Raw genomic sequence first — 13,826 nt, 5'->3', positions numbered from 1 at the left:
ACTCACTGCTAAAAATGCACTTGCGCCTACATGTTGGCGAGCAGGGCCTCAACCTCGGGCCGCGTGGCAAGGTTCTCCGAGAAGGCGCTGGCAGACCCCGTGCAGACGCCCATCTTGAATGCCGTCTCATAGTTGCCGTCGCTCTCGATCCAGCCCGTGAGGAACCCGGCGACCATCGAGTCACCCGCGCCTACGGTGTTGACCATGGCCCCCCTGGGGGCCTCGGCCATGATTACGTCCCCCTTCTCGGAGACGAGAACCGCACCCTCACCGCCCATGGAGACCAGCACGTTTCTGGCGCCGCGCTCCTGGAGCGTGCGCGCATAGGGCTCGACCTGGTCGCGGCGCGTGATGGTGGCGCCCACGATGTCGCCCAGCTCGTGGTTGTTGGGCTTTACCAGGAAGGGGTGGTACGGCAGGACGTTGACGAGAAGGTCGCGCTCGGCATCCACCACAATATCGATGCCGCGGCCGTCGAGGCGGCTCATGATGCGCTCGTAGATGTCAGACGGGAGCACGGAGGGCACGTTTCCGGCAATCACAAGCAGGTCACCAGACTTGAAGGTGTCAAGCTTGGCATAGAGGGCATCGATGTCTGAGGGCGTGACCTTGGGCCCAAGGCCGTTGATTGCGGTCTCCTCCTTGGCCTTGACCTTCACGTTGATGCGGCTCATGCCTTCCTTGACCTCGATGAAGTCGCACGCGGCACCATAGGCGCTCATCCGTGCCTCAATCTCTCGCCCAGTGAACCCGGCCACAAGGCCCAGCGCCGTTGACGCATGCCCAAGGTTGGAAAGCACGATGGAGACGTTGATCCCCTTGCCGCCGGGCAGAACCTGCTCGTAGCTTACACGGTTTATCTCGCCGAGCTTGAACTCGTCGAGACGAACTATGTAGTCGAGCGACGGATTGAACGTTACGGTGTAAATCATGAACTACTCCCCCACTTCCACGACGTTGCCTGCATCTTGAAAGCCTCCGTCTTCCGGAAGCTTGTCCGTAAGTACGGTCGCGTCCTCAAACGACGCAAAGGTGACGAGAGAGACCTGGTCGAACTTGCTCTGGTCGGCCAGCACGTAGCGCCTGAGCGTATGCACCATGCTAACCTCCTTGACCTTGGCCTCGCTGAACTCCGGCGTAGTGAATCCCGCATCGAGCGAGATCCCGTTGGTGCCCCAAAAGCCAATCGTGAAGTGGAGGTTTTGGAGGGAAGCGATGGCAGCCTCTCCCACGAGAGCCTCCGTGACGGGCTTTACCAGCCCACCGGGCAGATACGTCTTGCATTCCCTGGCAAGCAGCAGCTGCGCATGCGGGATGGAGTTCGTGAAGTACGTTGCGCTCGTCTGTGCGATTGCCTCTACGAGCTGCATCGTTGAGGTTCCGGCATCAATGTAGACAAAGTCGTCTGGGCCGATGAGAGACGCTGCGTAGGTGGCAATCACCCTCTTGGCGGCCGCGTTGACATCGCGCTTCTGCGCCACGGAAGCGTCGTGGAGCACGAGACGCCCGCGCGGCACCGGAGCCGTTGCCCCGCCATGAACGCGAATGATCTGGTTTTGCTCGTCCAAGGCAGCGAGGTCGCGCCGAACGGTTGACTCCGAGGCATCAAGGGCTTCCATGAGCTCTGGCATCGTGGCCGAACCGCGCTCGCGTACGAGCCGCGCGATGATGTCCTGGCGCTCCCGGGCAAGCATGGGCACCCCTTTCCGTTATAGGCGGCCTTCTCGACATGTCAAGCGCGCGGAACCGTATGGTCCCCCTGTTGTGCACTCCCCACTGGGTCCCGCGCTGATGCCATTATCCATCAATTGCAGTCATAGTCAGTCATAAACAATCATTTCCAGTCATATTGCCGCCAATGGCGTGTTTTTGACGACAAGCGGTAGCAATTGAATCAAAGCCATGCGTAGCGTGAGACGGCAGGCTACTCGCCCGAGGCAACGCCTCGGAGGCAGGCGAAGAACGCCGCGAAGCCAGGCAAGAGGACTATGGCCGCAGCAGCATCCCCTTGAAGCCGCCCCTCCATCCCGTACATAACGAGCGGGATAGCAAACGTGAGCACAAGTGCCGCGAGGCCTCCCCAGGTGCCTGGCGTAAGGCGGGCACCAACTCCAAAGAACAGATGCAGCGCCACGGCAGGAAGCCCAATCATGGTCACCACGCCTGCGGTACAGACAATCGCACGAGCAAGGGTCCCCAACTGCTCTGCCACTTGGAAGGCCACCGCCATGCAGACGAACACGACAAACGCTCCGCCTGCAAGCTTGAGAAGCTTCTCCTCCATTGCCGCCCCCTCTCATTTGCCCTGTACCCAGGCACGTGAAGTGCAAAACATAGGGAGGTGCCGAGCAGCGGGTATAGTGCCCGAAGGGAAGTGCCGAGAGACACGTGACCAAGGGAGGCACATGCAGTCAGAGCAGAGCGGCGTGCACCGCATCGGGCAGGTCGTCAAGATCATACTGGCAGTAATTGGCGGCATCACTGTGGCGCTGGTGCTGCTCGCAGCGGCACTGGTGTACGAGCTCAACTACGCCGTGCGCACCGTCGACACGTCCACTTCCCCAGATGGCAGGCTCACGCTTGAGCTGCAGGCAGTTGGCGAGCCCCTGTTCTTCTCTTCGGCGGATGCCCGTCTTGTCCTCAGGCTGGATCGCTACGAGATCTCACGCATGGACACAAGCATCGCAGACGACGGCGTGCAGGTGCGCGCCGACAGCTGGCAGGTGAGTTGGAACGATACGGGAGCCGAGGTGCGGCTTATGGGGTCTGAGCAATACGACGAGCTTGTGACCATGGGTTTTGATGGCAGCGTCACGACCAGGCAGACAAATGAACGATACGGCAAGCCGCAAGAGACCCAAACACCCACCGAGGTAGATGGCGGGCCCGTCACGACAGAAGGCATGCGGCAACAGGCCGACGAGACTGACACCGCCTACGAAGCGGTCTACGATGCCATGCTCAAGTCCCAGGGCTATGGCTTCCAGGTGACATACAACGCCCGCGGTGACGAGCAGATTGTTCTCTCCCAAGACAGCGAGAGCGTCGTGCTTCTCGTCTACGACCGCGATTCGGCCAACGGCGCGTGCACGCTCCTTGCACTGGAGAGCTGCCCCGTTGAGGACTGTGGCAGCTGGTCGATCGACGAGGCCACGCTGCTCGACGAGTATGCCTATGCACATGATACGGGCGAGGTCATCGCGTCCGGTAAGACCTCGTGGTCGGATGCTGGCACGCAGGCCTTCCGCGACGCCACGGGAGAGTAGCGGGCCATCGACCCCAGGTCTGCCTCGAACGAAGAGCCCCACACCCGGAAGGACACCAAATGTGACCGGTGGTGCGAGGCTCATAGAGAAGCAAGGGCGACGCGGCTAGCCCTTCGCTGCCTTGATGAACGCTTGGGCACGGCTTGCGTCTACGTTGTTCCAGAGAACGCCGTCTCGCTTGATGCTGGTACCAACGATGACACCATCGGCATGGGGAAGGAGGTCGCCTATATTGCCGACCTTCCCGCCGCTGCCAATGATGATGGGCACCTCGGGGAAGCGCTCCTTCAGGTGGGCGATGTGGGACTCCTCTGGCGGAAGCCCAGCGTGGGCTCCACCAAAGAGCGCACCCGCAATGGGCATGTTGGCAACCCCCGCCTCGAGCATGTTCTCGCTCGAGCGCGTATCGAGGCACGTCCCCGCATGGGCCTCGAAGTACGTGTACACCCTGACGTCATCGGCGTCAATGCGACGCCGATAGCGGAATATCTCGCCGGGGTTGAACTTCTGGGACCCAAACAGGCCCTCGTAGGACCCGCTCACGTAGGTCCTCACGAACTTGGCACCAATAGCCTTGGCGACGGCAAGCGTCGCGATGGGATCGATCAGCACACCGCACCCAAAGGGCACGTGAATCTCGGATGCGACCTCGGTTGCGATCCGCACGTAACTCGCCACCGTCTCGGGACCAACGGGAGTGAGGTAGGGCCTGTCTCCCTCGTTCGCGAACACGAGGGCGTCAAATCCTGCGTCCTGCAGGACACGAACATCCTGCTTCAGGCGTCGAATCTGCTCCTCGAGGGTCATGCCGTCGTCGGCAAAGGGGGTGCCAGGCAGCGCTTGCATGTGCAGGCACCCAATGACCGGCCTGGGTACCCCAAACGTCTCGAGGTGCTTATCCATCAGTGAGGGCATGCTTTACTCCTTCTTTGATAAACAATGCCGCTTGCACATGTCGTGCTACGAGAGGATTCCGAGCGGAGAGAGGATGATGGCAATCACGAACATCGCGATGATAACGGTCGTGGGCTTGGTCCCTTTCTTGATGAAGTGGTAGGTAGCCAAGAAGGAGATGAGCGGCAGGAGCCTGGGGAGGATGGTGTCGAGGATTGAATGGATCTCGATGGTCCCCGTGGCCAGCTCAAAGGTAAGCGGGCAGGTTATGGGAATCACGGTAGCGACCAGACATCCAAGCACCATCATGCCCATGGCGCCAAGCCCCTCGGTAAGCTGCTTGACAAGCCCGCCGGCCAGCAGCTTGGTGACGGCGCTTTTACCAAAGCGATACCCGGCGTTGTAGCAGAAGTAGCCCACACCAAGTGCGTAGATGCTGAAGAGTACGATAAGCAGGGTGGGTCCGAGGGCGCTGCCCTGAGATGCAAGACCTATGGCAATCGAGAGGAGAACCACCTTGACGAGGCTCTGGGTCACGGAGTCTCCAATGCCTGCCATGGGACCCATGAGCGCGGTCTTGAGGTTGTTCTCCATGTCGTCATCGATGTCGGCGCCGTTTGCGCGCTCCTCCTCCATCGCAGCGGTGATGCCCGTAATGATGGAGCCCCAGGTGTTCTCGGTATTGAAGTAGGCGAGATGACGCTTGAGCCCGGCTGAGATTGCCTCGCAATCGTCGCCGTAGAGCTCCTCGAGGACGGGCACCATGCAGTGGCAGAAGCCCAGACCCATCATGCGCTCGTAGTTGTAGCAGACCTGGCCCCAGCTCTGCCAGATGAGCCAGGACTTGCGAAGGGTCTTCTTGCTCAGGCGCCTCTGCCCAGCGGCGGCCTCCTCAGCGATGCCCGACGCCTCCTCGTGGCCAAAGGAGAAGCCCCCAAAGACGTTTACGCCTTCCTTGGAGGTGTAGATGAGGTGCAGCACGCCTGCCGCTGCACCAATGATGGCGATGGGCATGGTGCCAAGCTGAAGGTAGGCAGCCAGGGCAAAGCCAATCGCAAAGAACGGGAGAAGGGATGCCTTGAAGAGCACGCTCATGAGCATGGCCAATCCAAGTGCGGGAATCAGGTGGCCAGCAAGGGAGAGGATCGAGGTCACCTGCGTCGGAATCACTGTCATGAGCGATTCGAGGGCAGAGGAGCCCAACAGCACACACAGGAACGAGGGAATCGCATACGTGATGAACGGGAAAATCTGCGAGGCAAGGAGGTTCATGGCAGCAACGCCACGGGTATTGCCCTGCTCGGCGTATTTGTCTGCCTTGTGCACCCAGACCGAGTTGAGCGACATCTTGACGTTAAAGCTCAGCAAGCCGAGAAGCCCAAGCGGCACCGCGATGGTGAGCCCCACTGAGGGATTCGCACCAGCGAGCATCGTCATGGCCACGCCGAGATAGCCCGCAAGCGCATAGTCGCTCGGAAGGGATCCGCCGATGGCAACCATTCCGATATAGGCCATCATCACGTTGGAACCAACCGCCAAGCCGTAGGTTAGATTTCCGAGAAGTAGGCCGTTGACCAGTCCCGCAACGAGAGGTGCGCCAAAGTACACTGACCACCGCAGCCACATCGGGCAGGCTGTCGCGGCGTACCATGTGCAGAGTGCAATAACGAGTGCTTGCAATGCCAACATACTGTCACCCTCCTAAATCGTCACCACATCCGCCTAGAGAACGTCATCGATTGGAACTTTGGGATCGGTATAGAGCATCTGCAGGAAGACGTTCACCCCCAGGTCCTGCAACTCGCGAATTTGTGTCTGCTCCTCCTCAGAGAGGAAGATGTTCTTGGTCACCTGGACGCGTCCGGGCACAGAGCCGAGATTTCCAAGATTGAGCTCGGTCATCTCGGACGAGCAGCCCTTGAGCTCATGCGCAAGCTCGAGCGCGGCAGGAATCTTCTTAAAGAGCAGCATGGTGTGGACGGAACCTCCGTCTGTCTGCACTGCTTTCGCCGCATCTTTGACCGACAGGATGTCAATCTGCATGCCAGCAGGTGCCGACATAGAGAGCACCGTCTTCATGAAGCCGTCCTCGGCGATCTGGTCATCCACAACGACGATGCGTGCGAGCTGCAGCCTCTTTGACCAAGATGCCATGACTTGTCCGTGTATCAGGCGTTCGTCGACCCTTGTTGCAGCAACGTTCATGGTGCCTCCTGTCCGACTCCGTACGTCCCGCGCACATCACTCAGTCATTGCCTGTCCTGTTGCATAAATCATTCTAAATTGACGGAAACATCCATTCGTTCTTGTATGGATGATTCACCATGAGCGGTAGAATCGTGCCGGTAAACGTAGGTAAACTGCGGTAACTTTCTGTACTGTTTCTCTGTGTTACCTAACGCCTGAAAATTGCTCTATTATATGAATGGATAGTTCATTCATAATTCTGGAGTATGACATGGATGCTTTCGAGCAGATGAGGCTGCACGCTGAGGACCTAACGCCCACTGAGCGAAAGGTGCTAGACGCTGTCCTGGACAACCCCGAGGGAATCCTCCAGAGCACGACGACGATGGCGGCACAGCAGATTGGCGTCTCCCAGAGTGCCGTAAGCCGCTTCTGTCAGAAGGTTGGCTATGAGAACTTCGGCGACTTTAGGATGAATCTCATGCTCTCGCTCTCGAACAGCACCCCCACGTCAAATTCGAGGGAGAGCCAAGGGGCAATCGACTATCTCTGTGACATGATGAGAGCCACAAACGACGCTCTTAATGTGGACGTTATCACCGGACTGGCGGAGCGGATACTCTCGTCCAAGACCATCTATACCGCCGGCGCCGGGTTAAGCTCCCCTCCTGCCCTCATGCTCTCCATGGAGCTGCTTAAGTACAAGATTCCCTGTCACTGCATGCAAAGCGGGCAGGAGATGATCTACATGCACGTCGCAAGCCCCGATGACTTGATCATAATCTTCTCGTCGAAAAACGACACGCAGCGCATGCTCCTCAACGTCATTCAGGAGATGTCACCGCAGAAGCGGCCCCATACCGTCATGATTTCCCACACGGCAGCGCACCCCCTGCGCAAGATGGTGGATGAGTTCATCCTCCTTCCCACCTGGCAGACCGAGCGATATCCCGTCTACATCGAACCCATGACCTCCATGCTTGCGTTCTGCAGCATCCTCATGGTGGAGGTGTCAAAGCGAACGGGGTCCGACCCAGAGATGCTGCCTTCCATCGTAAACGGCAGGAGGATGCGCACCCAAAGAGGTTGACATCTCCATGCCTGCTTGCGCGAGGGCATCTGCATCCAGACACGATGCGGGCCCATGGGACAGAGCGCTTCCCAAGCAGTCGCTGCGCTTGACTCCCTTATCGATAGCCTGTAAGCTCAAATTGAAATTGAAGTTCAATTTCAATTGGGGCCGCCAGTCGCAGCGCGGCCGAATCGCGAAACGGGGGACACGGACGTGGCCAGCAGGGGCACTTACAACACGCGCCAGCGCCAGGCCGTCCTCGGCTACCTCACTGCGCACGCCGACCGCTACGCAAGCGTCGACGGCGTATTCGAGGCGTTGAGGTCGCAGGGGGTCGAGATTGGACGTTCGACCATCTACCGCACTCTCGAGGCGCTCGCAGGCGAGGGCATGGCATCGAAGGTTGTCGCCCCCCGTGGGGAAGTTGCCCTCTATCGCCTGGTAAGCCAGGGCGAAGAGGTCGCGGGGCAGCTGGTCTGCGCGGAGTGCGGCCGTGTCTCGACCATCAACTGCGATGCCTTCCAGGAGTTCTCCCGCCATGTGCGCACGGTGCACGGCTTTGCCATCGACCTCTCGCGGACCGTGCTCTATGGGCGTTGCCCCCTCTGCGCGAAAGGACGGGTCACAGACCATGCGTGAGGCCTCTCGCCACATGGTCTGCCACGGCGTCGCCCTCCGGGTGTCCACGCTCGCTCTTGCGGTCCTTCTCGCCGTGGGTGCGTTCCTCTCGGCGGTGGCGCTTGGCAAGGAGGTCCACCACCAGTGCGCGGGTGAGGACTGCCCGGTCTGCCGACTCATGGCGGGTGCCGCGAGGGTCGTTGGCCGCAGCTCCACATCCGCGCCGCAGGCGCCGTGCATCCCCTCCGCACGCCTTGTCGCAGCGCAGGTCACGCCACTTCCCGACGTTGTCCTGATCGCGCCCTCTCCCGTCTCCCTGGGGGTCCGCCTCGATATCTGATGGGTGCGGACTGCCTCATACAGCAATCCGCATGACACCCCAGACAAGAGACCAGGAGACAATCCCATGGACAACCGCATAACCCTACGCCACAACCCCGTGATGGGGCGACGCACCCTTCTCGGCCTCCTCGCCATCTCGGCCGGATCGGCCCTCGCGGGCTGCTCGAGTGCCGCCGGAAACAACGAAGGCGATACCCCTGCGCAGGCAACTGGCACGAACGCCTCATCCACGCTCTCGATCTGCGCGAGCTTCTACCCCATGTACGACTTTGCGGCCAAGGTCGCCGGCGATCGGGCAACGGTCACCTGCCTGGTGCCCGCCGGAACCGAACCGCACGACTGGGAGCCCTCGACCACGGACATCCGCACCATATCAACCTGTGACATGCTCGTCTACAACGGGGCGGGCATGGAGCACTGGATCAAGGACGTGACAGACAGCCTCTCGGGTGAGAGGCCCGTCCTCGTGTGCGCGAGCGACGGAATCGACCTGCGCAAGCTCCCCGAAAGCGAAGCGGAGGAGGGCGAGTCTGGCACCGACCCGCACGTCTGGCTCTCGCCGAGAAACGCCAAGCACGAGCTCGAGGTCATAAGCGACGCCCTCGTGTCGCTCGACCCGGACGGACGCGAGGCATACGACGCGAACTACGAGCGCTGGGCGGCGGAGTTCGAGAAGCTCGATTCCGAATTCTCCGACGGCCTTGCGGACCTCTCGAGCAGGAACCTCGTTGTGTCCCACGAGGCGTTTGGCTACCTCTGCGACGCCTACGGGCTCACGCAGGTCGCGATAGCCGGCATCGACGCCGAGGGCGAGCCAAACACCCAGCAGATGGCCGAGATAGCCCAGTTCGTACGCGAGAACAACGTGAAGACGATATTCACCGAGGAGCTCGTGAGCCCAAAGGTCGCCCAGGCCATCGCCAGCGAGACCGGGGCAACGGTCGAGGAACTCAACCCGCTCGAGGGCCTCTCCGACGAGGAGCTCGCCGCCGGCGAGGACTACCTCTCCGTCATGCGCGAGAACCTCACGGCGCTGAGAGAGGCTCTGGCGTGACGGTCGCGAGTCCCAAGGCGCCGGAGCCACCCGCGCCACCCGTCGCACTCTCGGGCGCCTACTTCTCCTATGGCCGAGAGGAGGTCCTCCACGGTATCGACCTGGTCGTTGGCGAGGGGGAAATCTGCTCCATCGTGGGTGACAACGGTGCCGGCAAGTCGACCGTCGTGCGTCTCGCCGTGGGTGAGTTGAGGCCCACGGCGGGCACCGCACTCCTCTTTGGCAAGAATCCCACGCGCTTCGGCCGATGGGACCTCGTGGGCTATGTCCCCCAGCTTCCCCCGGAGGCCGTCTCTCGCTTCCCCGCGACCTCACTCGAGCTTGTCAACGCCTTCCAGCTCTCTGGGGCGCAGGGCCGCCGTCCGTCGCAGGTGTGGCGCCGTCAGCGAAGCCTCGACGCACTGGGGCAGGTGGGGATGGACGGGCATGCCGCGAGAATGGTACGGGAGCTCTCGGGGGGTCAGCTCCAGCGCGTGCGCCTCGCGTGCGCGCTGGTGAACGGCCCCAGGCTTCTCGTCCTCGACGAGCCCACGAACGGGCTTGACCGCGAGAGCCGCGAGGCGCTCTGCTCCCTGGTGGCAGCCACGCATGCGAAGCGCGGGCTGGCAGTGCTTCTCGTCACGCACGATCAGAGGGTCCTGGGAAGCCTTGGGGGGAGCGTCCTCTTCGTGGAGGACGGCCGCATTGTGAGGAGGGAGGGCTAGGCGATGCTCGAGTACGCCTTCATGCAGCGCGGGCTCCTCGCCGGGCTGCTCCTTGGCGCCGTCATCCCCCTCGTGGGCATGACGGTCGTCCAGAGGAGGCTTTCCATGATAGGAGACGCCCTCTCGCACGCGTCGCTCGCGGGCGTGGCCGCAGGCCTGGTGGGCGGGGCGAGCCCCGTCGCCGGGGCGATTGTGGCGTGCCTGGTGGGAAGTCTCTGCATCGAGGGCGTGCGGAGGAGGCTCCAGGAGCAGTCCGAGCTCGCCGTCGCCATCATCCAGGCAGCGGGAGTGGGTGCCGCAGGCGTGCTCTCGGGCTTCGTGCCAAACGCCTCGAGCCTCAACAGCTACATGTTCGGCAGCATCCTCACCATGTCCGACAGCGAGGTTGCCACCATCGTCGCGGTATGCGCGGTGGCTGTTACCACCTGCGTGGTCCTGCGGCGAGGCCTCTTCCTGATGTCCTTCGACGAGCGGCAGGCACGCACCGCGGGTGTCCCCGTGGGAACGGTCAGCCTCGCCTTCATGGTGGTGGTCGCCCTGGTGGTGGCCGTGGCGTCGCGCACGGTGGGCTCGCTCATCGTCTCGTCGATGATCGTGGTGCCCGTCGCCTGTGGCCTTGAGCTGGCGCGCAGCTGGCGGCAGGCATGCCTGCTCTCGAGCCTCACCGGCGTGGCCGCCACCGTGCTTGGGCTCGTGGCCTCGTACTACCTGGGCCTGAGGCCCGGCGGCACGATAGTCCTCGTGGCCATCGCACTCCTGCTCGTGACGTTCGCCGGCAGGCGGCTGACGAGAGGGGCGTGAGGCAGAGGGCGCCAGCCACCCGCCACGCTCCGGCGACCCGCTCATCCCTCTCGCCGCCGCTCACAGATACTCGAGGAACCGGCGCGCAGCGCGCGGGAGTGCGCCCTCGCGGCAGACCACACGTATGTCTCGGTGCGTGGCTGGGTTGAGGGGCTTTGCCACGATGGCATAGGGGTTTCTCCGCAGAATGAGGGCTGGCAGAATCGAGAGGCCCAAGCCGCTCTCGACCATCGACATGATGGCATAGTCATCCCAGGTGGAGAAGCGCGCGTCAGGCGAGAGGCCCGCACGTTGGAAGATGGGGGTTATCTCGTCGTCCTGACCGCGCTCGAGCACGATGAACGGCTCCTCGCAAAGGGCCGAGACGGGCACCGCCGCCTCTCCCGCAAGCTTGTGGCCCGCCGGTAGCACTGCCATGAGCTCGTCTCTCTCAAGCACGCGCTCGGCAAGCCCATCGTGGTGCGAGGCGCGCGGCAGAAAGCCAAAGTCCACCCGACCCGATGCGACCCATCCGTCTATCTCTGTGTAGCCACCCATGAGCAGCTCGTACTCAATGGCGGGGTAGTCCTCTTGGAAGCGCCCGATGACCTGGGGCAGGACGTGCGTGGCCACGGACGAGAAGGTCCCAATGCGAATGCTTCCGGCAGCAAGCCCGTTAAGGTCATCGACCTGCGACTCCAGGCGCCGAAAGTCATCGCACACGCCCTCCACAAGGGGTAGCACCGCGCGGCCCTCGCTGGTGAGCGTGACGCCCGCGCGACTTCGCTCGAGCAGCGTCATGCCCCAGTCGCGCTCGAGGTCGGCAATCATGCGGCTCACGCCGGACTGCGTGTAGGAGAGCGACTGCGCAGCACGTGTGAAGCTTCCCGTGCGCACGGTCTCGACAAATGCCTGGTACTTCTGGATGTTTGCGTCCATGGGACCCTTTCTTTGGGGCTGGGTTACGCACGGCACGAGCCATTCCTGGCTTAGCCGTGTGCCAGCTGAGATGCATGATGATTTCTCATGTATACCATGATAAACATTCGCTTTTCTCAGCATACACATTCTGCGAGAGTGGAGGGGCAAATTTGGGTGTCATGGGAGGTCGTGCATGTCGCGCGCATCGAGAAGGTATCTGCTGTCGCTGCTCGTCTTTGGCTCCAACGGAATCATTTCGAGCCAGGTCTCGCTTCCCAGCTGGCAGATCGTACTTCTCCGCACCCTGCTTGGCGGCGCGCTGCTCGCTCTTATCGTGCTGGGCACCCGCAAGCGCCCCGCCTTTCTCGACCACCCGCACGATGCCGCCTCCCTTGCCGCCTCTGGCGCGGCGCTGGGCGTGGGCTGGATCTTCCTCTTCGAGGCCTACCGAGTCATTGGCGTCGGGATTGCATCCCTCGCCTACTACTGCGGGCCGGTCATCGTGATGGCCCTCTCTCCCCTCCTCTTCCGCGAGCACCTCACTCCCGCCAAGCTGCTGGGCTTTGCCTCTGTCGTCTGCGGGGCGTTTCTCGTGGTAGCCCAAGGCCGGGGAACCACGCTCTCGCCGTGGGGCCTTGTGTGCGGTGGCATGTCTGCCGTGATGTACGCCGTGATGGTCATCTGCAGCAAGCGCGCGAGCAATGCCGTGGCCGGCATCGAGGCGTCTGCCATCCAGCTCGTCGCGAGCTTTGCCGCCGTTGCCGCGTATGCGCTCGCGACCCACGGCTCCGAGTTTGCCGTGCCCCTCACGGCAAACTGGCCGGCCATTCTCTGCCTGGGCCTTGTGAACACGGGTCTTGGCTGCTACCTGTACTTTTCTGCTATGGGACAGCTGCCTGTGCAGCGCGTCTCGGTGTGGGGCTACCTTGAGCCGCTCTCTGCCGTGATTCTCTCGGCCCTCGTTCTGGGAGAGACGATGACCCCCGCAAGCATTGCTGGCACGGCACTCGTCCTTGGCGGCGCCATCTTCTGCGAGGTTGCTGGCAAGCGCCGCGCAGTGGCCAAGGCCGAGGGCCGCCTTGTGAGTGGCCCATCCGCGAGCAACCTCGCCGCATAACGGGTACAAAGGCCCATCTGCAGCACCCTATCGGACGGCTCTGGCATCTCAAGGTTCGTGCCAATTCCCAGAAGGGGATGGAAGGGCCGGCCGGCTGTGACCAGCAAAAGGCGCATACTGGACATGCAAGGCAATGCCAGCAAATGGGGGCGGTCATGCACGACATGCAAAAGGGCGAGGCATGCGGACGCCAAGGCAAGAGCCCCTCTATGGTGCAAAAGGACACAGGCGGAGAGTCCCTTCTCTCGCGCCTCTCCGCCCGCTTTGGTCGCGTTGACCGTCGTACCCTCGTCTATGTGCTGGTCATTATCGTTGCCTGCGCCCTGGCAATCATCGCAGTGGCCACCGTCGCCCAGGTAGTGCTTACCCCTCCCTCTGCGGCGCACCAGTGCGTCGGACGCCGCTAGCCGGCGAGCCAGCCCCACCTGGGAGCGCATCCCCCCTTACAAGACGCCGGTAACAAACAGCACGATGAGCAGTATCCCCACGCTAGCCCCAACGATTGCGGCAACCACCATGGCGTCATGGCGCGCCTGCTCGCGACGGCGCTTTGCGTAGATCTTTGCCTCGGCGTCCCGCGCGTCGACAGCGCTATAGCTGCCCATCTCATACGAGGCCGGCGACGAAGCTCCGTCGCTTGCGTGCTTCACAGGAGCCACCGCAGGGGCTGCGCTTGCCACGCGATGCCCGTCTTCACGGCCTTTCGTGTCGCCATCATGCCGCGACGCCGTTGGCGGCACGCGGACGGCGCCCGAAGCTGCGCGTGCGCCCTTTGTCTTCCTTTCGAACAACGCCATAGGAGACCCCCACCCTCACTGGGGCAACTGGCCCCTCGCGACGCAGTGCACCGATGCGGCACGACGCCTGCGAT

General features: G+C 62.2%; 17 protein-coding genes. 9 read left to right on the top strand and 8 right to left on the bottom strand.

The window, feature by feature from the left end:
• Positions 1–26: 26 nt before the first annotated feature.
• The 3 genes from pfkB to ACO59D_RS08455 all read right to left on the bottom strand — a co-directional run bounded on the left by pfkB (position 27) and on the right by ACO59D_RS08455 (position 2,284).
• Positions 27–932, bottom strand: a complete 906-nt coding sequence (gene pfkB, locus ACO59D_RS08465; RefSeq protein WP_485126611.1) for a 1-phosphofructokinase — start codon at positions 930–932, stop codon at positions 27–29.
• A 3-nt stretch (positions 933–935) separates the two neighbouring features.
• Positions 936–1,694 carry a DeoR/GlpR family DNA-binding transcription regulator gene (locus tag ACO59D_RS08460; RefSeq protein ID WP_485126610.1) on the bottom strand — a complete coding sequence of 253 codons (759 nt, stop codon included), beginning with the start codon at positions 1,692–1,694 and terminating at the stop codon, positions 936–938.
• Between the two features lie 230 nt (positions 1,695–1,924).
• Positions 1,925–2,284, bottom strand: coding sequence for a hypothetical protein (locus ACO59D_RS08455; protein ID WP_485126609.1), 360 nt, complete (start codon positions 2,282–2,284; stop codon positions 1,925–1,927).
• A 121-nt stretch (positions 2,285–2,405) separates the two neighbouring features.
• Between ACO59D_RS08455 and ACO59D_RS08450 the strand changes: the two genes are divergently transcribed.
• Positions 2,406–3,266 (top strand): hypothetical protein, encoded by an 861-nt coding sequence (locus ACO59D_RS08450; protein WP_485126608.1) that lies wholly within the window; start codon positions 2,406–2,408, stop codon positions 3,264–3,266.
• A 105-nt stretch (positions 3,267–3,371) separates the two neighbouring features.
• Here the strand turns inward: ACO59D_RS08450 and ACO59D_RS08445 are convergent, their stop codons facing one another.
• The 3 genes from ACO59D_RS08445 to ACO59D_RS08435 are packed head-to-tail and all read right to left on the bottom strand — an operon-like array spanning position 3,372 to position 6,365.
• A complete protein-coding gene (locus ACO59D_RS08445; RefSeq protein WP_485126607.1) occupies positions 3,372–4,181 on the bottom strand; it encodes a BtpA/SgcQ family protein in 810 nt (269 codons plus the stop codon).
• Between the two features lie 45 nt (positions 4,182–4,226).
• The gene (locus tag ACO59D_RS08440; protein WP_485126606.1) at positions 4,227–5,849 is read right to left on the bottom strand and encodes a PTS system mannose/fructose/sorbose family transporter subunit IID; all 1,623 of its coding nucleotides are present in this window, start codon (positions 5,847–5,849) and stop codon (positions 4,227–4,229) included.
• A gap of 33 nt (positions 5,850–5,882) precedes the next feature.
• On the bottom strand, positions 5,883–6,365 hold the full coding sequence (locus ACO59D_RS08435) for a PTS sugar transporter subunit IIB (RefSeq protein WP_485126605.1): 483 nt from the start codon (positions 6,363–6,365) through the stop codon (positions 5,883–5,885).
• Positions 6,366–6,618: 253 nt separating this feature from the next.
• On the opposite strand from ACO59D_RS08435, the gene ACO59D_RS08430 reads away from it, so the two are divergent.
• The 6 genes from ACO59D_RS08430 to ACO59D_RS08405 all read left to right on the top strand — a co-directional run bounded on the left by ACO59D_RS08430 (position 6,619) and on the right by ACO59D_RS08405 (position 10,938).
• Positions 6,619–7,437 (top strand): MurR/RpiR family transcriptional regulator, encoded by an 819-nt coding sequence (locus ACO59D_RS08430; protein WP_485126604.1) that lies wholly within the window; start codon positions 6,619–6,621, stop codon positions 7,435–7,437.
• A gap of 195 nt (positions 7,438–7,632) precedes the next feature.
• Complete coding sequence (locus ACO59D_RS08425) at positions 7,633–8,058, top strand: Fur family transcriptional regulator (RefSeq protein WP_485126603.1); 426 nt, start codon at positions 7,633–7,635, stop codon at positions 8,056–8,058.
• Positions 8,051–8,377: a hypothetical protein gene (locus tag ACO59D_RS08420; RefSeq protein ID WP_485126602.1), complete on the top strand. Its 327-nt coding sequence runs from the start codon at positions 8,051–8,053 to the stop codon at positions 8,375–8,377. The genes ACO59D_RS08425 and ACO59D_RS08420 overlap by 8 nt, the downstream gene beginning before the upstream one ends.
• Positions 8,378–8,443: 66 nt before the next feature.
• Positions 8,444–9,433 carry a metal ABC transporter substrate-binding protein gene (locus ACO59D_RS08415; protein WP_485126601.1) on the top strand — a complete coding sequence of 330 codons (990 nt, stop codon included), beginning with the start codon at positions 8,444–8,446 and terminating at the stop codon, positions 9,431–9,433.
• A complete protein-coding gene (locus tag ACO59D_RS08410; protein ID WP_485126600.1) occupies positions 9,430–10,137 on the top strand; it encodes a metal ABC transporter ATP-binding protein in 708 nt (235 codons plus the stop codon). The genes ACO59D_RS08415 and ACO59D_RS08410 overlap by 4 nt, the downstream gene beginning before the upstream one ends.
• A gap of 3 nt (positions 10,138–10,140) precedes the next feature.
• Entirely contained in the window at positions 10,141–10,938 is a 798-nt protein-coding gene (locus ACO59D_RS08405) for a metal ABC transporter permease (protein WP_485126599.1), read from the top strand.
• Between the two features lie 60 nt (positions 10,939–10,998).
• On the opposite strand, the gene ACO59D_RS08400 is transcribed toward ACO59D_RS08405, so the two are convergent.
• Entirely contained in the window at positions 10,999–11,856 is an 858-nt protein-coding gene (locus ACO59D_RS08400) for a LysR family transcriptional regulator (protein ID WP_485126598.1), read from the bottom strand.
• Between the two features lie 175 nt (positions 11,857–12,031).
• Between ACO59D_RS08400 and ACO59D_RS08395 the strand changes: the two genes are divergently transcribed.
• Both ACO59D_RS08395 and ACO59D_RS08390 read left to right on the top strand, forming a co-directional pair.
• A complete protein-coding gene (locus ACO59D_RS08395; protein ID WP_485126597.1) occupies positions 12,032–12,955 on the top strand; it encodes a DMT family transporter in 924 nt (307 codons plus the stop codon).
• Positions 12,956–13,110: 155 nt separating this feature from the next.
• Positions 13,111–13,362, top strand: a complete 252-nt coding sequence (locus ACO59D_RS08390; protein ID WP_485126596.1) for a hypothetical protein — start codon at positions 13,111–13,113, stop codon at positions 13,360–13,362.
• A 36-nt stretch (positions 13,363–13,398) separates the two neighbouring features.
• Here the strand turns inward: ACO59D_RS08390 and ACO59D_RS08385 are convergent, their stop codons facing one another.
• Positions 13,399–13,752 (bottom strand): hypothetical protein, encoded by a 354-nt coding sequence (locus ACO59D_RS08385; protein WP_485126595.1) that lies wholly within the window; start codon positions 13,750–13,752, stop codon positions 13,399–13,401.
• Between the last annotated feature and the right edge of the window lie 74 nt (positions 13,753–13,826).

It is taken from the genome of Tractidigestivibacter sp. (assembly GCF_057241865.1).
This window is presented reverse-complemented; position numbering and strand designations above follow the sequence as displayed.

Bases quoted from the DNA above. Each gene is read 5' to 3' on its own strand.
- pfkB (WP_485126611.1), bottom strand. From the start codon at position 932: ATGATTTACACCGTAACGTTCAATCCGTCGCTCGACTACATAGTTCGT.
- ACO59D_RS08460 (WP_485126610.1), bottom strand. From the start codon at position 1,694: ATGCTTGCCCGGGAGCGCCAGGACATCATCGCGCGGCTCGTACGCGAG.
- ACO59D_RS08455 (WP_485126609.1), bottom strand. From the start codon at position 2,284: ATGGAGGAGAAGCTTCTCAAGCTTGCAGGCGGAGCGTTTGTCGTGTTC.
- ACO59D_RS08450 (WP_485126608.1), top strand. From the start codon at position 2,406: ATGCAGTCAGAGCAGAGCGGCGTGCACCGCATCGGGCAGGTCGTCAAG.
- ACO59D_RS08445 (WP_485126607.1), bottom strand. From the start codon at position 4,181: ATGCCCTCACTGATGGATAAGCACCTCGAGACGTTTGGGGTACCCAGG.
- ACO59D_RS08440 (WP_485126606.1), bottom strand. From the start codon at position 5,849: ATGTTGGCATTGCAAGCACTCGTTATTGCACTCTGCACATGGTACGCC.
- ACO59D_RS08435 (WP_485126605.1), bottom strand. From the start codon at position 6,365: ATGAACGTTGCTGCAACAAGGGTCGACGAACGCCTGATACACGGACAA.
- ACO59D_RS08430 (WP_485126604.1), top strand. From the start codon at position 6,619: ATGGATGCTTTCGAGCAGATGAGGCTGCACGCTGAGGACCTAACGCCC.
- ACO59D_RS08420 (WP_485126602.1), top strand. From the start codon at position 8,051: ATGCGTGAGGCCTCTCGCCACATGGTCTGCCACGGCGTCGCCCTCCGG.
- ACO59D_RS08415 (WP_485126601.1), top strand. From the start codon at position 8,444: ATGGACAACCGCATAACCCTACGCCACAACCCCGTGATGGGGCGACGC.
- ACO59D_RS08405 (WP_485126599.1), top strand. From the start codon at position 10,141: ATGCTCGAGTACGCCTTCATGCAGCGCGGGCTCCTCGCCGGGCTGCTC.
- ACO59D_RS08400 (WP_485126598.1), bottom strand. From the start codon at position 11,856: ATGGACGCAAACATCCAGAAGTACCAGGCATTTGTCGAGACCGTGCGC.
- ACO59D_RS08395 (WP_485126597.1), top strand. From the start codon at position 12,032: ATGTCGCGCGCATCGAGAAGGTATCTGCTGTCGCTGCTCGTCTTTGGC.
- ACO59D_RS08390 (WP_485126596.1), top strand. From the start codon at position 13,111: ATGCACGACATGCAAAAGGGCGAGGCATGCGGACGCCAAGGCAAGAGC.
- ACO59D_RS08385 (WP_485126595.1), bottom strand. From the start codon at position 13,752: ATGGCGTTGTTCGAAAGGAAGACAAAGGGCGCACGCGCAGCTTCGGGC.